Source organism: Aquimarina algicola (assembly GCF_006443095.1).
Classification (GTDB): domain Bacteria; phylum Bacteroidota; class Bacteroidia; order Flavobacteriales; family Flavobacteriaceae; genus Aquimarina; species Aquimarina algicola.
In genome coordinates this window covers 1,001,829-1,024,785 of sequence record NZ_VFWZ01000002.1, presented here as the reverse complement: position 1 = coordinate 1,024,785, position 22,957 = coordinate 1,001,829, and the positions used below count along the sequence as shown (strand labels likewise).

Here is a 22,957-nt window from a genome sequence, read left to right as displayed (position 1 = left end):
ATTTCACATTTTTGAAAGGAAACGACTTAGACATGCACTTAAAACTTAACTATTAAGATAAATTTTACATGAACTCGAATAAGAGTTTCTACTTTTGGTTACTGTTAATACAGAAAATATTTATAATTTAACATAATGAAATACACTACACTGCCAAATACAGACATACAAGTAAGCAAAATATGTCTGGGAACCATGACATGGGGACAACAAAACACAGAAGAAGAAGGGCATCAACAACTAGATTATGCTATTGATCAAGGCATAAATTTTATAGATACAGCAGAGTTATATTCTGTACCTTCAAAAAAAGAAACACAAGGAAACACAGAAAAAATAATAGGAACCTGGTTACAAAAAACAGGCAAGCGTAATGACGTAATCATAGCGTCTAAAATTGTTGGACCTGCTGCGTTTACAGAACATATTAGAAAAGGTGAGTTTACAAAAGAAGAAATAAAAGACGCTATTCATAAAAGTTTAAATCGATTACAAACCGATTATATTGATTTGTACCAGCTGCATTGGCCCGAAAGACAAACTAATTATTTTGGTAAATTGGGATATACACATGACGAAAACGATACATGGAAAGATAATTTTGCAACAGTATTAGAGTGCCTGCAAGACTTTGTAAAAGAAGGAAAAATTCGTCAAATAGGGGTGTCTAATGAAACAGCCTATGGTATGATGCGTTATGTTGAAGAAGCAAGGAAAGGAGCTCCAAAAATGATTACTATTCAAAATCCATATAATCTTCTTAATCGCAAAGATGAAGTTGGTCTTACCGAAATTTTACATCGTGAAAATATCGGTTTGTTACCCTATTCTCCTTTAGGATTCGGTATGCTGACGGGTAAATATCTAGAAGGGACACCCAAAAACTCCAGAGTAGATCTGTTTCCTAATTATAATCGATATATGGGTGAAAATAGTTTTGAAGCCACACGAAGATATAATCAGATCGCTAAAGATCATAACTTGAGTCTAACTCATCTGTCATTGGCATTTGTGAATCAGCAACCATTTGTGACGAGTAATATTATTGGGGCTACTACTATGAAGCAACTTACAGAAAATATTGATAGTATTAATATTACACTATCAGAAGATATTATCAATAAGATCAATGAAGTTCATGCTGATATTCCTAATCCTGCTCCATAAAGATTAGCCAAATAAGTATTCAACAACATCTTCGATTTTAGAGACAAGCCGTATATTGATTTTATTGTCTTGTAGCGAGATTTTGTTGTATTTAGACACAAAAATGGTAGAGAAACCTAGTTTGTCGGCCTCTTGAATGCGCTGCTCTACTTTGGTAACGGGTCGTATTTCTCCCGCAAGCCCTACTTCTGCAGCAAAGCAAAAGTCTTTTGGTACAGAGATATCTTCGTTCGAAGATAATATAGCAGCAACGACAGCAAGATCTATTGCAGGATCATCTACAGAGATTCCACCGGTAACGTTTAGGAAAACATCTTTGGCACCTAGTCTGAAACCGGCACGTTTTTCTAAAACAGCAAGAAGCATATGTAGTCTTTTTAAGTTATACCCTGTGGCACTTCGTTGAGGAGTGCCATATACAGCGGTGCTTACCAAAGCTTGTATTTCTATCATAAGCGGACGCATCCCCTCTAGGGTAGAAGCAATAGCAGTTCCACTTAATTCTTCATCTTTTTTAGAAATCAAAATTTCACTGGGATTGCTCACTTCCCTTAATCCACTACCTTGCATTTCGTAAATGCCCAATTCTGAGGTCGAACCAAATCTATTTTTTAACGCTCTTAAAATTCGATATACATGGTTACGGTCGCCTTCAAATTGCAAAACAGTATCAACCATATGTTCAAGTATCTTTGGTCCTGCGATATGACCATCTTTTGTAATATGACCAATTAGAAGAACAGGGGTCGCAGTCTCTTTTGCAAATTTAATAAGCTCGGTGGTACACTCTCTGATTTGAGAAATGCTTCCGGCGCTACTTTCGATATAATCGCTATGTAAGGTTTGTATAGAATCTATGATAACAATATCAGGTTCTGTTTCCTCAATTTGTCTAAAGATGTTTTGGGTTTTAGTTTCTGTAAGAATTAAACAGTTATCGGTTTTTGAGCGTATTCGCTCTGCTCTCATTTTAATCTGTTGTTGACTTTCTTCTCCAGAAACGTATAAGGTTTTATATGGTAATTGTAGGCTTATTTGTAGTAAAAGTGTACTTTTTCCGATTCCGGGTTCACCTCCTAATAACGTTAAAGAACCAGGAACTAATCCGCCTCCTAGTACTCGATTAAGTTCTGCATCATTTGTGTTGTAACGGGTTTCATTACCAGAACTTATTTCAGAAATGCGCAATGGTTTGGCAGTTCTGTTAGTTTTAGTGGTTTTGGTATTACTTTTCCAATCATTTTTTTCGGCTTTTTGTACAACTTCTTCAGCGATTGTGTTCCATGCTTTACAAGATGTACATTGACCTTGCCATTTTGCATATTGTGCTCCGCAGTTTTGACAGAAAAAAACAGTTTTGGTTTTTGCCATAAATATCTAAAGGGTTTGAGTGTAAAAATACTATTATTTTAATTACGGAGTGGTCTTGATCTGTGTAAGATGAAAGTTAAACGTTTTGATAATTATCCAAAATATAAAAGGTGTTTTTGGAATAACAAAAACACCTTTTATTATACATTATTATTTAGATCAGCTACCAGCCAAAATCTTCTTTGATTTTATTTACTTTATCCAACATATAATCTTTGGTTAAAAATGCAACTTCAGAAAGTTGAAATCCATTTTCATATGCTCTCATGGCTTTTTTGGGTTCTCCGGTTTGTTCATAAAACATACCAAGATAGTAGTAACCCAACATGGTATCTGGATGTTCTTTTATAGCCAATTTTCCTAAAGGTTCTAATTCAGACCAGTTTTTATTTTTTTCAATGGCTGTAGATACTGCGATAAAATCATTAACTCTTATCTTACGCTTGATCCCATATAATTTTTCTGTAGTTTGATACATGTCTACCAAATAATCATAAGGAGAAGTCTCTTCTAGAGTTAGTAGTACTTCTTTGTATGTTTTTTTGCTTATTGGGCGATACATTTCAAAAATACCTTCTAACGCTTTTGGAATAGCTCTTCCTACTAAAGTGTAATGTGAAGATTCGTCAAAATTATCAAAGAAATAATCCATTTCTGTATTTTCTACAGCTTGCATTTTTTCGTCTAAAGCGATTACTTCTTTTTTAATGTTTTCTGCATCATTGGTAGCTGTAGCCAAGTAGTACCAAATTTCTGAAGAAGTACTTAATTTATTTGTTATTCTTTCTGCCATTGGTGGCGCTAACTCTGGACTTAAGCAAATATATCCTTGAAAAATAGGATTATCTTTAAACAAGAAATAATTTATAAAATTACCAGTGTAGTCATGTCCAACGATAATTTTTAATTGTGCCGTACGGTAGGTTTTGTTTAAATAAGGCAAAAGTTCCTGACCGATAAATTCAAAAAACTCTGCTCCTTTAAGATCAGGTAAAAATTCGGCACTATCATATCTACAATCATCTTCTCTGGTTTTTCGCTGATTGATACCTACTACAATAGATTCTGGCATATCTTCCCAATACGAAAAGTAGTCTACATTACCTGCAACAGGCTCAAACAGATAATCACCATCTAATACAACGATAAGAGGATATATTTTATCTACATTTTTGTTGTAATTACGGGGTAATTGGATTTTAAGTTCTCTACTTTGGTCTAATTTAATAGATCTAAAGGACTCATAAATTGCCTGGCTATAACCATATACGGTAAATAAGCAGGTGAAAATAAAAAATATACTTTTTTTCATAAGTATCAAGTTTAGGTTAAGCAAGGAGCAATATATAAATTATTTCCTTATCTCTCTCGGTTTAAAATAGGTAGAAATAAAAACGATAACGCTCCTATGATAATATTTATTGCTGTTTGTGACCCCCATAATATCCACCCAAAAGCTTCTCCGGCTGGTTTTTCTACATCAAAAATGACTAGTATTGCTGCTATTGCTAGCGGAAATGCACCAATACCTCCGTTTGTAGTTGTCATAGCAAAGGTTCCGGCTACAAAAGTCGCCAATATAGGGCCTATAGAAAGAGATGCAGTTTCTGGTACTGTAAATTTGATGACATAAAACATAAAAATGTAGAGAAACCAGATTAAAAATGTGTGAAATATAAAAGCTTTCTTGTGTTTTATACGTGTAATACTTTTTATCCCTTCTAGTAACCCTTCTCCAAAATTTTTGATTTTAATCAAAATGGGGTGTTTTGATTTTTTGATGATGCGTAGAAATAGTACTCCCAAAATAACTCCAATAACAATGATTATTAAAAATACGAGAGGACTTGCAATATTTTCATCAAAATAAGATAATAAGTTTTCTGATTGAAGAAGCAGCGTAATTGTAATCACAATCAAAAGCATGACAAGATCAATGACTCTTTCAGAAATTATGGTGCCAAAAGCTTTTTTAAATGGAATATCTTCATACGTAGATATGGTTCCGCCACGAAGAAGTTCTCCTGATCTTGGAATACCTAAGTTAGCAAGATATCCTATCATAACAGCCATAAAACTATTTGATAATTTAATAGAGTATCCCATAGGTTCCATCAAAAACCTCCATCGATATGCTCTTGATATATGAGAGGTAATTCCCATTGCAAGTGATAAAAGAATCCATTTAGGATTTGCTTGTAAGATATATTGTAGTGTTTTTTGACGCTCCTCTTCTGTGGCGGAGTAAATAGAATACCAGATTAAAAAAACTCCCAGTGCGAGTGGGAGTATAATTTTAAGTACTTTAATAAGTTTAGGATTCAATTCTTTTTACTTTAACAAATTATTTTCCTCATTTGGAAAAAGAAGTTTTGGCTTAAAGGTTTTAGCTTGCTCGATATCCATCATTGCGTAAGTAATTAATATAAGGACATCGCCTTTTGCTACTTTTCTGGCCGCAGCACCATTTAATGTAATTTCACCACTATTTCTTGGTCCTGGGATAGCATATGTTTCTAGGCGTTCCCCATTATTATTATTTACGATCTGTACTTTTTCTCCTTCTATGATATTAGCGGCATCCATTAAGTCCTCATCGATAGTAATACTACCAATATAGTTCAGATCAGCACCAGTAACTTTGACTCGGTGAATTTTTGATTTTACGACGTGTACAAACATGTTACAAAGTTAATTATTTTTAATTTAGGGCAATGTTATCAATTAGTCTTACTTTTCCTGCAAATACTGCAATAAAAGCTCGATATTTTATATTCTCTTGTTTTTGTTGTATAGATTGTAAATCAGCTGTTTTGGCAATCTCAAAATATTCAAGTTCTAGCTCGTGATCGTTTTCAAATTGCTTTGAAACCCAATCTTTTAAATGTATAACATTTTTTGTGCCAAAATCTTCTTTGACTTGAGTTAAGATTTTAAAAATCAATAAAGAAGCTTCAAGTTGTTTTTGTGTTAACCTTTTGTTTCGAGAACTAAGGGCTAAACCACTTTTTTCTCTATAGATAGGGCATCCAACAATTTGTACTGACATATTTTCAATTTCAACTAATTTTCTTACGATTTGTAATTGTTGAAAATCTTTTTCTCCAAAATATGCTCTGGTAGGATCTACAATAGTAAAAAAGTGTTTTAATACGGTGCCTACTCCATCAAAATGGCCGGGTCTATACTTACCTTCCATCTCATGTTCAATTCCTCCAAAATCATAATCTATAGATATTACACGATCACCGTAGATTTCTTTTGGGGATGGAGAAAACACAATAATATGTTCTGATAATTCTGATAAGAGTGCAACATCTTTTTCTAAAGTTCTAGGATAATTATCCAGATCTTCAGTATTATTAAATTGAGTAGGATTTACAAAAATGCTAACAATAACCTCATCATTTTCCTTTAATGCTCTTTCTACCAATGCAAGGTGACCTTTATGTAATGCTCCCATGGTTGGAACAAAACCAATAGATTTCTTTTGTTTTTTAAAACTTGCAACATCTCCTGTAATGTCAAGTCTTTTTGTACGTATTTGCATTGATGTAAAACTTATAAGGCGTGCAAAAATAAGATATTACTGGCAGACTACATAAATTTTCGTAATTTTGCAAAATTAATCCCGAAAAGAGTACGATAAAAGTATCGATTATATGAAAGATAAGAGGATATTGTATGTATCATCAGAAGTAATACCTTACCTGCCAGAGACCGAAATTTCATCAATGTCTTTTGAAGCACCTAGAATGGTAAACAATAAAGGAGGTCAAATTAGAATTTTTATGCCCAGATATGGAAACATAAATGAAAGAAGACATCAGTTGCATGAAGTGATTCGTCTTTCAGGTATGAATTTGGTTATTAACGATTTAGATATGCCTTTAATTATCAAAGTTGCCTCTATACCTAAAGAAAGGATGCAGGTATATTTTATTGATAATGAAGATTATTTTAAAAGAAAAGCCACATTAACAGACGAAGATGGTAATTTGTTTCCTGACAATGATGAAAGAGCTATTTTCTTTGCAAAAGGAGTTATTGAAACGGTTAAAAAGTTGAATTGGTCACCCGATGTGATTCATGTACATGGTTGGCTAGCCTCACTTTTACCTTTGTATCTAAAGCATTATTATGCAAATGAACCATTATTTGGACAAAGTAAAATAGTAACTTCTGTTTATAATAGTGGATATGAAGGCATACTAGATGAAAAAATGATGGAAAAGGTGAAGTTTGATGGAATTAGTGAAAATCTAATTAGTCACTTAGAGACACCAACGTATAATAATCTTATGAAAGTGGCAGTAGATAACTCTGATGCAGTAATCGTAGGTTCTGAAGAAATACCTGAAGAGTTAGTACAGCATTTAAAAACCATAGACCAACCAGTTTTAGAATACAAAAGGCAAGATGAATTTGCTGATGCTTATGTAGAGTTTTACCAATCAGAAGTATTAGTATAAATAAAATTGATGAATTAGTTTTTTATGAAGATAAACAATATGGCAATCAAAACAATAACAGTATTTGTTATTGTTTTTGCATTTTTTGCATGTGATGATGATTTTAATTCTGTGGGGAGTGAAGTAATAGGAGATGTCAACTTTGAAGAGAATACATACTCGGCCGTTCCTGTAGCGTATAGTAAACGATTTAATAGAGTAAGAACTAATAGCCTAATTAGAGAAGTTAATGGAACCCAATTAGTTCCACATGCTAATTTACTTGGGATATACAATGATCCTGTCTATGGTAAGTCTACATATTCGATACTATCTCAGGTTGTACCTACTCCAAGTAGATTTCCACTTACTTTTGGTGCCAACCCTGTTTTAGATAGTGTGGTCATTAGTTTACCTTATTTTAGTACTATTACAGAAAGCCCAACAGCAAATAATCCTGCTACCATATATGGTTTGGATTCTGTTTATGGAGGTCAACCATTTAGGTTGTCAATATTTCAATCAGATTTTTTCCTAAGAGATTTTGATCCAACTTCAAATGATGGTCAAGTATACTATTCTAATGATATATCTTCGAATTTTCCAGAAGATCAAATAGAGAATAGTAGTAATCTTCTAAGAACAATTGAAAGTTTTGTTCCCTCCCCAGGAGAAAGAGCTTTGGACGAATTTGATGTAAATAATAACGATTCTCTTATTGAAACAACAAGAGAAACACCAAGACTTAGAGTCGTTTTTTCTAAAAATAGACCTGAAGATCAGTTAATTGTAGAAAGATTCAAAAAACAATTTTTAGATAAGGTTGGAAATATAGTATTGAGTAACACAAATAATTTTATAAATTATTATAGAGGAATATATTTTAAAGCTGAAGATATAAGTGGAGGAGGTAATTTGTTATATGTAAATATGGCTGATGCAAGAATGACACTTTATTATAATTCTGAAACTTCTTCGACAACAGATGGAGATGCTCGACAAACAGGAGAACTTGAGCTTCTTTTTTCTAATGCAATTATCAATGGGATGAACACAGAATTTAATTCTGATATAGCCACAGCCTTACTTCCTGAAAATCAAGATAAAGTTAATGGAGAAGAAAGTTTGTATCTAAAAGGAGGAGATGGTTCCTTTGCTGTAATTGATTTATTTTCTGGTCAGATAACTAATGAAAATGGAGAACAAGAGAATGAACTCGATTTTTTAAGGCGACAAAATTGGTTGATTAATGAAGCTAACCTCAGACTTTATGTAGATCAAGAAAAAATGACATCCGGAGGATCTACAGAACCAGAAAGAATTTATGTTTTTGACTTAGAAACAGGAGCTGTACTTGCAGATTATGCCTTAGATATCACACTTTTTGGTCTTCAAAACTTTGATGCACCCCTGTTTTCGATACCAAGTCACCTAGGAAGATTAAGTAGACAGTCTGACGGAAGAGGAGAGTTCTACAATATAAGACTTACCCAGCACGTTATTAATTTGCTAAATGGAGATACTGATAATATAAAAATAGGAGTAGCTGTTTCGCAAAATGTAAATTCGACAACACTAGCAATAGGAGATACTCCTGAAAAAGAAAGAGAGGTTATCCCCACCTCATCCATAGTTTCGCATGAAGGAACTATTTTATACGGTAATGGTAATGATGTTCCCGAATCAAAGCGATTACAGCTTGAGATTCTTTATACATCTGAAAAAGATAACTAATTAAAAAAACAAAACTTAAATTATGTGTGGAATAGTAGGCTACATAGGGCATAGAGAGGCCTATCCAATCATTTTGAAAGGATTAAAAAGGCTAGAGTACAGAGGGTACGATTCTGCGGGGATAGCTCTTTATGATGGTAATGATATACAATTATCAAAAACAAAAGGGAAAGTTGTAGATCTTGAAGAAAGATTAGAAAAAGAAATATCAACAAGTGGAAATATAGGTATCGGCCATACAAGATGGGCTACACATGGTATCCCAAATGATGTTAATTCTCATCCACATTATTCTAATTCGGGTAATCTGGTTATTATACATAATGGAATTATTGAAAATTATGAATCCTTAAAGAAAGAACTTTCAAATAGAGGGTATACATTTAATTCTGATACAGATACAGAAGTATTGGTAAATCTCATTGAAGACGTAAAGACCAAAGAGAATGTAAAACTTGGTAAAGCCGTTCAAACAGCATTAAACCAAACAGTAGGGGCTTACGCTATTGCAGTTTTTGATAGAGAAAAACCAGATGAAATTGTTGTAGCAAGATTAGGTAGTCCTTTGGCTATAGGTGTTGGAGATGATGAATTTTTTATCGCTTCTGATGCTTCACCATTTATAGAATACACAAAAAATGCAATTTATCTCGAAGATGGCGAAATGGCAATAGTAAGAAGAGGTAAGGATGTCAAAATAAGAAAAATACATGATGATAGCCTGGTTGATCCTTACTTACAAGAATTACAAATCAATCTCGAGCAAATAGAAAAAGGTGGTTATGATCATTTCATGCTGAAAGAGATTTATGAACAACCTAGTGCAATTAGCGACACCTATAGAGGTAGGATGAGAGTTGCAGAAGGAATTATTAAAATGGCTGGGATAGATGATAACCTAGCAAAACTGTTGAATGCAAAACGTATCATTATAATAGCTTGTGGTACATCATGGCACGCAGGCTTGGTTGCAGAATATATTTTTGAAGAGCTTGTTCGCATACCTGTAGAGGTAGAATATGCTTCAGAATTTAGATATAGAAATCCGGTGATTCATGCAGATGATGTTGTAATTGCGATATCTCAAAGTGGAGAAACTGCCGATACAATGGCTGCAATAAAACTAGCAAAAGAAAATAGAGCTTTTGTTTTTGGTGTTTGTAACGTTGTGGGGTCTTCAATTTCTAGAGAAACACATGCCGGGGCATATACACACGCCGGACCAGAGATAGGTGTTGCGTCTACAAAAGCATTTACAACACAAATAACAGTCCTTGCACTGATAGCATTAAAATTAGCTGAGCGTAAAGGAACAATTTCTAATAGCTCATTCCACTATTACTTACAAGAATTAGAAAGAATTCCTGAAAAAGTTAAGGCAGCTTTAGAATCCAATGAGCATATAAAATATATCGCAGACACATATAAAAATGCAAAGAACTTTTTGTATTTAGGTCGCGGATATAATTTTCCGGTAGCCTTAGAAGGAGCCCTAAAGTTAAAAGAGATTTCATATATACATGCAGAAGGCTACCCTGCAGCAGAAATGAAGCATGGTCCAATTGCTCTTATCGATGAACAAATGCCTGTTGTAGTTATTGCTACAAAAAAAGGACATTATGAAAAAGTGGTGAGCAATATTCAGGAAATTAAGTCAAGAAAAGGAAAAATAATAGGTATAGTAACAGAAGGAGATGTAACTGTTAAAGAGTTGGCAGATCATGTGATTGAAATACCGGAAACAGAAGAGTTTTTAACGCCTTTGCTTACAACAATACCATTACAATTATTGTCTTATCATATTGCAGTAATGCTAGATAAAAATGTAGATCAACCAAGAAATTTAGCAAAATCTGTAACTGTTGAATAATAATTGATTGTCTAAAGACAATTAACCTTTATAAATTAAAGTCTGTTTGGAAATTTCTGAACAGACTTTTTTATTTGTAGGCTTGTTTTGTTGTTAGATAAATCGAACTTATATGGGTCTGTCTTACGTTAGCTTAAGTTATTTAATAATATGAATGAAGACAAAAAATATTGAGAATGTGTTATTTTTAAAAGGACTTTTGTGTTAAAAACTTATTTTTTTATCAATAATGATGAATAAATATCAAAAAAACGTATATTTTTATCATAAATCATTAAATAAACATTGGGAGTATGAAAAAAATTACGTTAGTGATAATGCTCATATGTGGCATTATTGCTTCTGCACAAACTACTATTACTGGTAAAGTTGTTGACAACAATAATCAGCCAATTCCGGGAGCAAATATCGTGTTAGAAGGAGAAAGAGTAGGAACAGTGACCGATTTTGATGGTCTTTTTTCATTAACAGTCGAAAAAGAACCTCCTTTTGCGATATCTGTGAGTTCTATCGGTTTTGAATCGTCTTCGGTAACAGTTGCTTCTGCAAACGAACAACTTACTATTACATTAAAAGAAGGTACAGAATTAGATGAAGTTATTGTTTCGGCTTCACGAACTCCTGAGCGGATTTTTGAATCCCCGGTTACTGTCGAACGTTTTGGATTGAAAGAGGTAAAAAACACACCTTCTGCAGATTTTTATGGCGGGTTAGAAAATTTAAAAGGTGTTGATGTTAATACTAATAGTTTAACATTTAAATCTGTCAACACGAGGGGTTTTGCCGCCTTTGCAAACACAAGATTTATGCAACTTATCGATGGAATGGACAATTCTGCGCCCGCGCTTAACTTTCCACTAGGAAACCTCCTGGGAATGGTTGAAACTGATGTGCAAAGCGTAGAAATTCTCCCTGGAGCGGCATCGGCCCTTTATGGGGCAAATGCTTTCAATGGTATTTTATTTATGCGTAGCAAAAGTCCTTTTGATCATCAAGGGATAAGCGCTTATGGCAAAAGAGGCATTACCTCTCAAGAAGCTGCAGGAGACAATTCCTATACAGATGTTGGAGTACGTATGGCCCATAAGTTTAGTGATAATTTTGCAGCAAAAGTCAATTTTAGTTATCTAAAGGGAACAGATTGGTTTGCTACTAGTGAAGAGGATAGATTTAATAGAGGCTTTACACGAGCGAATACAGATTATGACGGGATTAATGTCTATGGGGATGAAGTTTCTACTAATATTAGAGAAGCTTCCGGTTTAGGAATAATTCCTGATGTAGAAGTGAGTAGGACAGGATATAATGAAGTCGATTTAACCAACTATAATGCAGAGAGTGTCAAAGCAGATTGGGGTTTATATTTCCGCCCCTGGGGTACAGATTTCGAAATTCAGTATGTAGGAAAGGTTGGTTCTGGGAATACTATTTATCAAGGTGCTAATAGATACAATATTAAAAATTTCTTTTTGCAGCAGCATAAAATAGAGGTGAGAAATGATAACTTTTTTGTGAGAGGTTACCTTACTGAAGACAAAGCCGGTGACTCTTACGATATGGTTTTTACAGGAATTAATATTAATCGTGCTTGGAAAAGCGATGAAGATTGGTTCGGAGACTACATACAAACCTTTGCAGGGATAGAGTTGTCTGGTAATCCACAAGGTCTCACCACACAGCAAAAACATGATGCAGCGAGAGCGGCTGCAGATACAGGCCGCTTGATTCCAGGTACTTCAGAATTTCAAGAAGCATTTAATAGGATCATAAATGATCCCAATTTATCCACAGGTTCACGCTTTCAAGATAACTCAAAGATTTATCATGCAGATGCGAATTATAACTTCAGTCATCTTTGGGATGCAGTAGAGGTACAGGTGGGAGGCTCTTTCAGAACGTATCGCCTAAATTCATTTGGAACTATTTATACCGATTTTGATGGTCCTATTACCTACTCAGAATATGGTATTTATACGCAGGCTCAGAAAAAATTAGATATAAATGATAATGTCGAATTAAAATTAACAGGATCAATAAGATATGATAAATCCGAATTGTTTGACGGATTTTTCTCTCCGAGAATTTCTGCAGGTTTTACGGTTAATGAAAATCATAATTTTAGATTGTCTTTCCAAACAGGATTTAGAAACCCAACGACTCAAGATTTATATATTGGTCTAGATGTTGGTCGAGCTGTATTAATCGGAGGTGCTTTTGATAACCCAGAGAGATTTTCAAGAACCTATAATGTAAGTGCTGATGGGCAAGCGTTAGGTCAGGCACCTCAGATCACACAAACAGGTGTCGCAGCTTACACCAATTCTTATCTGGCAAGCTCTGTTGAAGCTTTTGCCAATTCTGGTAATCCCGAAGACTTACAAATAGGGAACTCTTCTTTAGCTGAACCGGAACAAGTAACCTCTTTTGAGGTCGGTTATCGGGGTAAGGTGAAAAACTTTATCTTCGATGCCTCTGCCTATTATAATCAATATCAGGATTTCTTAGCAAACGAAACTGTAATAGCACCCTTTTATGGTACTGCAGGTGACAGCTCTCTTTCTTTAGCAGCTTTGGCAAACGAAGATTTCCAACCATACCAGACGTATACAAATTCTGATGCAGATGTAGAATCATATGGAGCAGCTGTTCAGGTAACTACAAAAGTATTCAATGGTTTTGACCTAAGTGCGAACTACACATGGGCAAGATTAGATTTTGATGTAAACGAAAATCCGGATTTTAGAACCCAGTTCAATACACCAGAACATAAAGTAAAAGTCTCTTTTGGTAAAACTGAATTGTTTGAAAATTTCGGATTCAATACCTCTTGGAGATGGAGTGATAACTTCTTTTGGGAGGCTTCCTTCGGAGACGGCGAAGTGCCCGCTTATCATGTCGTCGATGCACAGTTAAATTATACCATTCCAAGTCTAAAGTCTATTTTTAAAATAGGTGCAACAAACTTGTTACAAGATGAATACTTTACTGCATTCGGTACAGGATTCATCGGTTCTCAGTACTACATATCTTGGACAATCAATAACTTATAATATTGAAATTAGAAATTATCATGAAAAAAATAAAATATACAGCATTGTTTCTTCTTTTTATCAGTTTTATGTCTTGCGATAACGACACTTTGGAAGACCTAAGAGAAAGAGGACAAGAAGAGTCGATAGAACTCGAAGCTTTCACGCAAGGAAGTGCAGATTTTTCTAAGTATGTATCTATGGGAAATTCTTTAACAGCTGGATTTGCAGATGGAGCTCTTTATAAAATTGCCCAAGAAAATTCTATGCCCGCAATTTTGGCACAACAATTTGCAGCTTTAGGAAATGGTGGTACATTTACACAGCCATTAATGAATGATAATGTTGGTGGTTTGTTAGCTGGTGGAACTCAAATTCAAGGTTTTGGTCCAAGATTAGTTTTGGATCTTAGTGGTCCTAGACCAGCACCAGTTCCCTTACAATCACTGGTGCCTTCTGCAGTGCCGACAACAGATATCGTGTTAAACAATCCAACCGGACCATTTAATAATCTCGGTGTGCCTGGTGCTAAAAGTTTTCACTTATTAGCTCCTGGGTATGGTAATATTGGGGCTTTGCCTAATGCTAATCCATACTTTGTAAGAATGACTGGTACATCCCCTGATGCAAGTGTAATAGAACTTGCTATTGCTCAACAACCATCATTTGTTTCTTTATGGATTGGTAATAATGATGTTTTAGGTTATGCGCTTTCTGGCGGCGATGGTACTAACCCAATCACACCACTGGCTGGTGATATTGGTGTGGGTTTCGAGGCAACTTACCAAGCGCTTATAGGATCTTTAACAACCAATATTTCAGGTGTTCAGGGTATACTGGGTAACATCCCTAATGTCACTGCGATACCTCATTTTACGACAGTACCGCATAATCCTGTACCCTTAGATGCTGCGACAGCAGGCGCTGTAAATCAAGCATACATGGAGTATAACGGAGGGCTACAATTAGCGTTAGCAAATAGTTTAATAACCGCAGAAGAAGCCAATGCTCGAACCATTAATTTTGAAGCTTCATCGTCTAATGCTGTAGTGATTGTAGATGAAGATTTAACAGATTTGTCTGGTTTAGGTTTGCCAAACTTCAGGCAAGCTACAGAAGAAGACTTATTGGTATTACCAGCTTCAAGTTTTATTGGAACACTCGCAGACCCACAAAATCCATTGTCTGTTAATGGTGTTGCTATACCTTTGTCTGATAAATGGGTACTCACACCAGAGGAACAAAATGAAATTAAGACTGCAACTATGGCTTTCAATAATGTTATAGAAACTGCTGCGGCAGCAAGTGGCTTTGCTTTATTTGACGCCAATACGCTGTTAGATCGAGTGGCTTCAACTGGCGTTGAAACAAATGGATTAGTTATCACTTCAACTTTAGCAACGGGTGGTGCTTTTTCTTTAGATGGTGTGCATCCTACTTCTAGAGGTTATGCATTAGTTGCTAATGAGATGCTGAAAGCTATAGATGCTACTTATGGTTCAAACTTTGAAGCTTCAGGAAATCTCGTAGACGTTTCAACATTTAGTACTACTTATTCGGCTTCACTACTGGAGTAATTAAAATAGAAATAACATAGAAAATCCCGCTCAACATGTTTTGAACGGGATTTTTTTTGAATATAAAAATCAGTACAGTATTAGTTAAAAAAAGTAATAGAAGAATAGCTTAAAAAAAACAAAATAAAATACATTATTTTTTTATTTGAAAAGACTATATTTGCAGCCTGAAAAAACATGCTAATTAGTACAACTAAGTGCTTGATTTTTTTCGGTATAGTTAAATACAAAACATTAAATAATTATATAATGTCTAAAGTTACGGGTAAAGTATCTCAAATTGTAGGTCCGGTAATCGATGTTGAATTCGAAGCCGGTACTGAATTACCAAAAATCTATGATTCGTTAGAAATTAACAAAGCAGACGGTAGCAAACTAGTGTTAGAGGTTCAATCTCACATTGGTGAAGATACTGTACGAACTATTGCAATGGACTCCAGTGATGGATTAAGTAGAGGAATGGAAGTAGTTGCAACAGGAGCTCCTATCCAAATGCCTATTGGAGGAGATGTATATGGACGCTTATTTAATGTAATTGGAGACGCTATCGATGGTCTGGGAGATCTTCCTAAAGAAGGAGAAGAAGGACTTCCAATTCACCGTCAAGCACCAAAATTTGAAGATTTATCAACTTCTACAGAAGTTTTGTTTACAGGGATTAAAGTAATCGATCTTATTGAACCTTATGCAAAAGGAGGTAAAATTGGACTATTTGGTGGTGCAGGAGTAGGTAAAACTGTATTGATCCAGGAGTTGATTAATAATATTGCAAAAGGTCACGGTGGACTTTCTGTATTTGCAGGAGTAGGAGAAAGAACTCGTGAAGGAAATGACCTTCTTCGTGAAATGCTTGAATCTGGAATTATCAAATATGGAGATGATTTTATGCACTCTATGGAAGAAGGAGGATGGGATCTTTCTAAAGTAGATAAAGAGGTGATGAAAGACTCTAAAGCTACTTTTGTATTCGGACAAATGAATGAACCACCGGGAGCACGTGCTCGTGTTGCACTTTCTGGTCTTACAATTGCAGAATATTTCCGTGATGGAGCAGGAGATGGTCAAGGAAAAGATGTATTATTCTTCGTAGATAATATCTTTAGATTTACTCAAGCAGGTTCAGAGGTGTCAGCACTTCTAGGTCGTATGCCATCAGCAGTGGGATACCAGCCAACATTAGCAACAGAAATGGGAGCTATGCAGGAGCGTATTACTTCTACCAAAAAAGGATCTATTACATCAGTACAGGCGGTTTATGTACCTGCGGATGATTTAACTGACCCTGCACCGGCGACAACATTTGCCCATTTAGACGCAACTACAGTATTATCTCGTAAGATTGCAGAGCTTGGTATTTATCCAGCAGTAGACCCGTTAGATTCTACTTCAAGAATTCTTACAGCTGATATTTTAGGGAATGATCACTATAACTGTGCACAAAAAGTAAAAGAGTTATTACAACGTTATAAAGAATTGCAAGATATTATCGCCATCCTTGGTATGGAAGAATTATCAGAAGAAGATAAACTTGCAGTTGCCAGAGCACGTCGTGTACAACGTTTCTTATCTCAGCCATTCCATGTAGCAGAGCAGTTTACAGGTATACCAGGAGTATTGGTTGATATTAAAGATACAATCAAAGGATTTAATATGATTATGGATGGTGAATTAGATCACCTTCCAGAAGCAGCATTTAACCTCAAAGGAACCATAGAAGAAGCTATGGAGGCAGGAGAAAAAATGTTAGCTGAAGCATAAGCTCAGAGTTCAGAGTTAGGAGTTTAGTATTAATTTTTATTTCACTCATAACTCACTACTCATAACTCATAACTAGAATAAATATGTATTTAGAAATAGTAACTCCAGAAGCAGTATTATTTAGTGGTGAAGTAACCTCTGTAGCCGTACCAGGAGAAAATGGAGAGTTTCAGATGCTGGATAACCATGCACCCATTATCTCCTTATTAGGAAAAGGAAATGTAAAAGTATATGGTGATATGAATCTTAGCGAAGAAGTTGCTGATAAGTTCACAAAAGGTGAAAATGGAGCTACTCTACTTCCTATAACTTCTGGAACGATAGAAATGAAAGATAATAAAGTAATTGTTTTAGCAGATTAAAACAATACTTGATAAAACTATAAAAAGTGCTTCTTTACATAAAAGAAGCACTTTTTTTATACGCCTCATTTGCCATTGCAACTATTCTCAAAATAATAATATAAAATAGATGTAAGGATCAACAAAATAAACACATTAGATAGGTTTTTATTTTTAAGACTTTTAATGCTGCAAAATATAGTTTCACTAACTGAAATATTAAATTTATAAGGGAAACTCTAATGTAATAATCTAAAAATCTGGTTTTTAGATAAAATTATGTTAAAACACCTTCTACCATAGAAACGTTTTAATACTTTTCGACATTAATTAATACACCTCAAGGTCAAATTTTATCCTATGGATCAAAAACTTATTACCCTCATCATCTTTTTTAGCGTAACCTCTCTTTTTGCGCAAAAAAAAACTCTTACGCATAGCGATTATGACCTATGGAAGAATATTACAAATACAAAAATATCTGATAATGGAAAACTGATTGTTTCTACTATCCAAACAAATACAAGGAGAGGTGATGGATATATAGAGATTTATAATACTAAGAGTAAAAGAAAGTTTACATTTCCGAATGGATATGATACTTCAATATCTTCAGATGAAAATTACGTTGTTTTCAAAAGAAAGCCTAAATATCAGGTAACAAGAAGCGAAAAAAAGAAAAAGATAGATAAAGAAAAAAGAACCAAAGATGTTTTGTTTATATATAATGTAAATACAAATTCTATTTATGATTCTATAGCAAAAGTAAAATCATATAAATTACCAAAAGATCATGAAAATTGGTTAGTTCTTGAAAGTTATAAAAGAGCTGACTCCAAGAAAAATAAAAAAGATACTCTTGATAAGAATAAATCTTCTTTGGCTTATCAACAGAATTATGCCCTGATTTACTCGTTTAAGACTAAACAGAAAGACACAATACACCAGATCAAGGAATTTGTTGTACCCGATAAAGGAAATGTTTTTTATTACACACTAAAAAATAAAAAAGATAAAGATAAAGATCTTGGAATCTATCAATATAACTGCATTTCTAAAAATACTACCGTAATTGATACTACTAAATATAAATACGACAAGCTTAGTGTGTATAAAGATGGAGATAAACTAGCGTATTTATCTGTATCAGATTCTACAGACGTAGATTCTTTGCAATTTGAGTTACATTATTATGCAAATAATACACTAGAAAAATTAGTAGATACCTTGGGTAAAAACCTGAGAAAGCATTGGATTTTGAGTGAAAATCAAGAACCTTTCTTTTCTGAGAATGGAAATAGACTTTACTTATATTCAAAACCAAAAGTAGTTTATAAAATAGATACTACTATGCTAAAGGACGAGGTTCCGCAAGTAGATGTTTGGAACTGGCAAGACAAGCTTATTCAACCTGAGCAAAAATCAAAATTTGATAAACTTAGTAAAAAAGCCTTTATTTCTTATTTTGATATTGAAAAGAAAAAATATGTTCATCTTCAAGACGAAACTATTGAAGATCTTATTTTCGATAAAAATAAAGAACAACAATACATTTTAGGAGAATCAAGTACTCCATATGATCTTAATAGGTCATGGGATTATCCCTGGACAAACGATTTCTATGTTATTGATACGTATACAGGCAATAAAAAGTTAATTCTCAAAAATAAAGGGAAGCGTCCTTATCTTTCACCAGATGGTCAATATGCTTTGCATTATGATATGAAAGAGAAGCATTGGTTTTCTATTCATTTATCAACTCATCAAAAGATAAATCTTACCAAAGATCTTGATGTTGCTTTCTTTGAAGAAGATGACGATCACCCTACACTTCCAGACGCATATGGTTTCGGAGGTTTTGATAAAGACCAAAACGCATTAATTTATGACAGGTTTGATATTTGGAAAATTTCTCTTACCGGAAAAGAAAAGCCAATAAATCTCACAAAATCAGGAAGAAAAAACACTATTGAGTATCGCACAAAAATGCTTGATTCTGATGATAAAAACATTGCTAGTTATATCGGAGAAGAGTTATTAATAACAAGTTTTGACAAAACAACAAAAGCTTCTGGATTATATACTCTTAAAAAGAAGAAATTAATCGAAAAAATAGCACCTACAGAATATTCGATTAATTCGCATAAAAAAGCTAAAAACGCTAATATTTTTGTATTTAGAAAAGGAAATTTTAAAATATTTCCGGATTTATATACATTTAATAATAGTTTTCAGAATATAAAAAAGATAACAGAAGTAAACCCGCATCAAAAAAACTTTAAATGGGGTACAGCCGAGCTATTCTCTTGGAAAGCGAATGATGGTAAAAAATTAGAAGGGATTGTATATAAACCAGAAAATTTTGATCCTTCAAAAAAGTATCCTTTGATTACTTATTTTTATGAAAAAAGGTCTGATAGCTATCGATCCTATCATATCCCGAGACCAAGTGCGTCTACTGTTAATCCATCTTATTTGGTAAGCAATGATTATATTATGTTTGTTCCGGATATTGTGTATGACGAAGGAAAACCCGGGGCAAGTGCTTATAATTGTATTGTATCGGGAGTAGAAGCACTAGAAGAGCTAGGTTATATTGATAGCAATAATATAGGTATACAAGGTCAAAGCTGGGGAGGTTATCAAGTTGCATATTTAATTACAGTGACAAATAAATTTAAAGCTGCTATGGCTGGAGCACCTGTAAGTAATATGACGTCTGCTTATGGTGGTATTCGTTGGAAATCAGGATTGAGTAGAGCGTTTCAATATGAGAGAACCCAAAGTAGACTCGGTAAAAATCTATGGGAAGGTTTTGATCTGTATATAGAAAATTCACCTCTTTTCGGAATTCCGAAAATAGAAACACCATTGTTGATGATGCATAATGATAATGATGGTGCTGTACCATATTATCAAGGTATCGAAATGTTTATGGGAATGAGACGATTACAAAAACCAGTTTGGTTATTAGTTTATAATGAAGAAGCTCATAATCTAAGAAAAATGAGAAATAAACAAGATCTTTCTATAAGAATGATGCAGTTTTTTGATCATTACTTAAAAGGATCAAATCCACCTGAGTGGATGACTACGGGAGTTCCTAGAGTACAGAAAGGAAAAGATCTCGGATACGATCTTGATACTATAAGAGTTGCTCCTACAAGGATTACTCCCAGTTCCAACGAATAAGGTGCCATTCAATTCCATCAACAGCATACGTAATCCAGGAGTTAAACCCTATTGCTTGATGGGCTTGTATAGAACGTAAATTATTGGATGCTACTTCAGTAATCAAATAGTCATATTTTGTTTGTAATTCGCTTTTCATTTTTTGATACAAACCTCTGAAAATTCCTTGCCTTCGATAGGCTTTATCAATACATATCTGCCCCATTGCGATATAAGAATTGCCAGAAGTAAGATGTTGATCAATTTTTGAAAACATAGGTTTTAGAATTTCTATGTCTTCTTTGAAATCTTTTGGCATACAAAGTGCGTAGCCAACAACTTTATCCTCGTCTTTTGCGATAATATGAGGTTGTTTATTATTCATTTTATTTAAGATATTCAAGTCATGTTGTACCGTAACAAATCCTTCTTTTTGTTTTTCGGTTTCAGAGATAGAAGACGGTAGATTGGTTTGTTGTAAATGAATAATCTGTCTAAGTTCATTTTCTTGAGTAACACAAGTGTATTCTATGTTTTTCATGTATTGTATTTTAGGAGTAATAAGGACAATATTATAGTGTAATCTAAGAGTGAATATGTAATAAGTATTAGCATTGCTTATCTTTGTAAAGATAATGAAAGGATTGCCAAAAAAGATACAGAAAAAACTAGAAGATAGAAGTGCAAAAAACGCACTACGAAAGTTGCCCTCAATAAATAACTGGGTTGATTTTTCTTCTAATGATTATTTAGGTTTTGCAGTTTCTCAGTCTATTTTTGAGAATACACAAGATATTTTAGCAGAACAAAATATAATACAAAATGGAGCTACGGGCTCTCGTTTACTTTCTGGTAATTATGATTTATATGATAAAGTAGAGACATATTTGGCAGATTTTCATGATGCTCCCTCTGCCCTATTATTCAACTCCGGATATGATGCGAATATTGGTTTTTTCTCTGCGATACCCCAAAGAGGCGATTTTATTTTATACGATGAATTTATTCATGCTTCGATACGAGATGGTGTACAAATGTGTAATGCAAAGTCATATAAATTTAGTCACAATGATTTAAATGATCTGCAAAAGAAACTTGAACAATTACATTCAAAAAACAATGATAATATTCAGGAGTTTGAGATTTATGTAGTAACAGAATCTGTCTTTTCTATGGATGGCGATATGCCCGATCTACAAGGTATTGTCAATCTTTGTGCCCAATATCATGCTCATCTTATTGTAGACGAGGCACATGCAACAGGTGTATTTGGTAATCAAGGTAAAGGAATAGTACAGCACTTAGGGCTAGAAAAGAATATATTTGCAAGGATCAATACTTTTGGTAAAGCGATAGGATGTCATGGTGCTATTATTCTAGGTTCGGAGGAGTTAAAAGCATATCTCGTAAATTTTGCAAGAAGTTTCATTTATACAACAGGGCTGCCTCCACATTCTGTAGCTACTATTTTATCTGCATATCAAGAGTTAGAACATTCTTTAGCTATACAAAAATTACATAACAACATTGCATGGTTTAATCAAAAACTTGATGAGACAGGTCTAAAACAGAATTTTATCAAAAGTGATTCTGCTATACATTGTTGTATTCTATCTGGTAATGAAAATGTAAAACAAATAGCCTTACAGATTCAAGATAAAGGATTTGATGTAAAACCTATTTTATCACCAACAGTACCAGAGGGAAAAGAACGTTTACGTTTTTGCTTACATGCCTATAATTCTGAAGAAGAAATTTCGGAAGTCTTATCCTTACTTGCTACTTTTGTTATTCATAATTAAAAGAAAGATGCTAGATCAATTAGAAAATACTTCTCCTAAGATATTTATCACCGGAATAGGTACTGATGTTGGAAAAACAATAGCTTCTGCAATCGTAGTAGAAGCTTTAGAAGCAGATTATTTTAAGCCGGTACAGGCAGGAGATTTAGAATATTCGGATACAGATAAGGTACAAGAGCTTGTAATGAATTCGAGATCAAAATTTCATGAGAATAGCTATGCATTACATACTCCTATGAGTCCACATGCTGCAGCCGCGATAGATAATATAGCTATAGATATTAAGGAGATCAACATACCACAAGTGGATAATCCTTTGGTAATAGAAGGTGCAGGAGGACTTTTGGTACCATTAAATGAAGAACATACAATTCTAGACCTTATTCAACCAGAGTATCATGTTATTGTTGTTTCCAGACATTACTTAGGAAGTATTAATCATACCCTTATGACATTACATACATTAAAAGAAAAAGGATGTAAAGTATCTGTTATTTTTAACGGAGAAGAGCATAAGACAACAGAGCGTATCATCACCAAAATGGCGGATGTTTCTGTGATTGGAAGGATTGATAATGAACCTTATTTTGACAAAAGTGTTGTAGCAGAGTATGCAGATATGTTCAAAGAAAATCTTCTTGCAATGACTCAAAACAATAACTAAAACAATTACGCGGAGGCGTTGA

Annotated in this window: 17 protein-coding genes; 11 read left to right on the top strand and 6 right to left on the bottom strand. The window is 34.0% G+C overall.

The annotated features are described in order from the left end of the window. The first annotated feature begins 135 nt into the window (after positions 1-135). A complete protein-coding gene (locus tag FHK87_RS08565; protein ID WP_140592261.1) occupies positions 136-1,167 on the top strand; it encodes an aldo/keto reductase in 1,032 nt (343 codons plus the stop codon). A 3-nt stretch (positions 1,168-1,170) separates the two neighbouring features. Here FHK87_RS08565 and radA read toward each other — a convergent pair whose 3' ends face one another. The 5 genes from radA to panC all read right to left on the bottom strand — a co-directional run bounded on the left by radA (position 1,171) and on the right by panC (position 6,088). Then, a complete protein-coding gene (gene radA, locus FHK87_RS08560) occupies positions 1,171-2,538 on the bottom strand; it encodes a DNA repair protein RadA (RefSeq protein WP_140592260.1) in 1,368 nt (455 codons plus the stop codon). Between the two features lie 163 nt (positions 2,539-2,701). Beyond that, positions 2,702-3,850: an alpha/beta hydrolase gene (locus tag FHK87_RS08555; protein WP_140592259.1), complete on the bottom strand. Its 1,149-nt coding sequence runs from the start codon at positions 3,848-3,850 to the stop codon at positions 2,702-2,704. Positions 3,851-3,897: 47 nt separating this feature from the next. Continuing rightward, positions 3,898-4,863 carry a lysylphosphatidylglycerol synthase transmembrane domain-containing protein gene (locus tag FHK87_RS08550; protein ID WP_140592258.1) on the bottom strand — a complete coding sequence of 322 codons (966 nt, stop codon included), beginning with the start codon at positions 4,861-4,863 and terminating at the stop codon, positions 3,898-3,900. A gap of 6 nt (positions 4,864-4,869) precedes the next feature. Continuing rightward, positions 4,870-5,220 (bottom strand): aspartate 1-decarboxylase, encoded by a 351-nt coding sequence (gene panD / locus FHK87_RS08545; protein ID WP_140592257.1) that lies wholly within the window; start codon positions 5,218-5,220, stop codon positions 4,870-4,872. Between the two features lie 19 nt (positions 5,221-5,239). Further along, the gene (gene panC, locus FHK87_RS08540) at positions 5,240-6,088 is read right to left on the bottom strand and encodes a pantoate--beta-alanine ligase (RefSeq protein WP_140592256.1); all 849 of its coding nucleotides are present in this window, start codon (positions 6,086-6,088) and stop codon (positions 5,240-5,242) included. A gap of 112 nt (positions 6,089-6,200) precedes the next feature. Here panC and FHK87_RS08535 point away from each other — a divergent pair, with 112 nt between their 5' ends. The 8 genes from FHK87_RS08535 (at position 6,201) to FHK87_RS08500 (ending at position 20,490) form a co-directional block, all read left to right on the top strand. Then, a complete protein-coding gene (locus FHK87_RS08535; RefSeq protein WP_140592255.1) occupies positions 6,201-7,010 on the top strand; it encodes a glycogen/starch synthase in 810 nt (269 codons plus the stop codon). Between the two features lie 39 nt (positions 7,011-7,049). Then, positions 7,050-8,723 carry a DUF4270 domain-containing protein gene (locus tag FHK87_RS08530; RefSeq protein WP_226294156.1) on the top strand — a complete coding sequence of 558 codons (1,674 nt, stop codon included), beginning with the start codon at positions 7,050-7,052 and terminating at the stop codon, positions 8,721-8,723. 22 nt (positions 8,724-8,745) lie between these two features. Further along, on the top strand, positions 8,746-10,593 hold the full coding sequence (gene glmS, locus FHK87_RS08525) for a glutamine--fructose-6-phosphate transaminase (isomerizing) (protein WP_140592253.1): 1,848 nt from the start codon (positions 8,746-8,748) through the stop codon (positions 10,591-10,593). A 293-nt stretch (positions 10,594-10,886) separates the two neighbouring features. Beyond that, the gene (locus FHK87_RS08520) at positions 10,887-13,643 is read left to right on the top strand and encodes a TonB-dependent receptor (RefSeq protein WP_140592252.1); all 2,757 of its coding nucleotides are present in this window, start codon (positions 10,887-10,889) and stop codon (positions 13,641-13,643) included. 20 nt (positions 13,644-13,663) lie between these two features. Further along, positions 13,664-15,199 carry a G-D-S-L family lipolytic protein gene (locus FHK87_RS08515; protein ID WP_140592251.1) on the top strand — a complete coding sequence of 512 codons (1,536 nt, stop codon included), beginning with the start codon at positions 13,664-13,666 and terminating at the stop codon, positions 15,197-15,199. A 249-nt stretch (positions 15,200-15,448) separates the two neighbouring features. After that, positions 15,449-16,957 (top strand): F0F1 ATP synthase subunit beta, encoded by a 1,509-nt coding sequence (gene atpD, locus FHK87_RS08510; protein ID WP_140592250.1) that lies wholly within the window; start codon positions 15,449-15,451, stop codon positions 16,955-16,957. Between the two features lie 83 nt (positions 16,958-17,040). Continuing rightward, positions 17,041-17,319, top strand: a complete 279-nt coding sequence (locus tag FHK87_RS08505; protein ID WP_140592249.1) for a F0F1 ATP synthase subunit epsilon — start codon at positions 17,041-17,043, stop codon at positions 17,317-17,319. Between the two features lie 339 nt (positions 17,320-17,658). Beyond that, positions 17,659-20,490, top strand: a complete 2,832-nt coding sequence (locus FHK87_RS08500) for an alpha/beta hydrolase family protein (RefSeq protein ID WP_140592248.1) — start codon at positions 17,659-17,661, stop codon at positions 20,488-20,490. On the opposite strand, the gene FHK87_RS08495 is transcribed toward FHK87_RS08500, so the two are convergent. After that, a complete protein-coding gene (locus FHK87_RS08495) occupies positions 20,468-21,010 on the bottom strand; it encodes a GNAT family N-acetyltransferase (RefSeq protein WP_140592247.1) in 543 nt (180 codons plus the stop codon). The genes FHK87_RS08500 and FHK87_RS08495 overlap by 23 nt on opposite strands. 94 nt (positions 21,011-21,104) lie before the next feature. On the opposite strand from FHK87_RS08495, the gene FHK87_RS08490 reads away from it, so the two are divergent. Further along, positions 21,105-22,271 carry an aminotransferase class I/II-fold pyridoxal phosphate-dependent enzyme gene (locus FHK87_RS08490; RefSeq protein ID WP_140592246.1) on the top strand — a complete coding sequence of 389 codons (1,167 nt, stop codon included), beginning with the start codon at positions 21,105-21,107 and terminating at the stop codon, positions 22,269-22,271. A 7-nt stretch (positions 22,272-22,278) separates the two neighbouring features. Continuing rightward, positions 22,279-22,935 (top strand): dethiobiotin synthase, encoded by a 657-nt coding sequence (gene bioD / locus FHK87_RS08485; protein ID WP_140592245.1) that lies wholly within the window; start codon positions 22,279-22,281, stop codon positions 22,933-22,935. Positions 22,936-22,957: the final 22 nt, after the last annotated feature.

Coding starts and splice junctions, on each gene's coding strand:
- FHK87_RS08565 (WP_140592261.1), top strand. CDS start 136: ATGAAATACACTACACTGCCAAATACAGACATACAAGTAAGCAAAATA.
- radA (WP_140592260.1), bottom strand. CDS start 2,538: ATGGCAAAAACCAAAACTGTTTTTTTCTGTCAAAACTGCGGAGCACAA.
- FHK87_RS08555 (WP_140592259.1), bottom strand. CDS start 3,850: ATGAAAAAAAGTATATTTTTTATTTTCACCTGCTTATTTACCGTATAT.
- panD (WP_140592257.1), bottom strand. CDS start 5,220: ATGTTTGTACACGTCGTAAAATCAAAAATTCACCGAGTCAAAGTTACT.
- panC (WP_140592256.1), bottom strand. CDS start 6,088: ATGCAAATACGTACAAAAAGACTTGACATTACAGGAGATGTTGCAAGT.
- FHK87_RS08535 (WP_140592255.1), top strand. CDS start 6,201: ATGAAAGATAAGAGGATATTGTATGTATCATCAGAAGTAATACCTTAC.
- FHK87_RS08530 (WP_226294156.1), top strand. CDS start 7,050: ATGGCAATCAAAACAATAACAGTATTTGTTATTGTTTTTGCATTTTTT.
- glmS (WP_140592253.1), top strand. CDS start 8,746: ATGTGTGGAATAGTAGGCTACATAGGGCATAGAGAGGCCTATCCAATC.
- FHK87_RS08520 (WP_140592252.1), top strand. CDS start 10,887: ATGAAAAAAATTACGTTAGTGATAATGCTCATATGTGGCATTATTGCT.
- FHK87_RS08515 (WP_140592251.1), top strand. CDS start 13,664: ATGAAAAAAATAAAATATACAGCATTGTTTCTTCTTTTTATCAGTTTT.
- atpD (WP_140592250.1), top strand. CDS start 15,449: ATGTCTAAAGTTACGGGTAAAGTATCTCAAATTGTAGGTCCGGTAATC.
- FHK87_RS08505 (WP_140592249.1), top strand. CDS start 17,041: ATGTATTTAGAAATAGTAACTCCAGAAGCAGTATTATTTAGTGGTGAA.
- FHK87_RS08500 (WP_140592248.1), top strand. CDS start 17,659: ATGGATCAAAAACTTATTACCCTCATCATCTTTTTTAGCGTAACCTCT.
- FHK87_RS08495 (WP_140592247.1), bottom strand. CDS start 21,010: ATGAAAAACATAGAATACACTTGTGTTACTCAAGAAAATGAACTTAGA.
- FHK87_RS08490 (WP_140592246.1), top strand. CDS start 21,105: ATGAAAGGATTGCCAAAAAAGATACAGAAAAAACTAGAAGATAGAAGT.
- bioD (WP_140592245.1), top strand. CDS start 22,279: ATGCTAGATCAATTAGAAAATACTTCTCCTAAGATATTTATCACCGGA.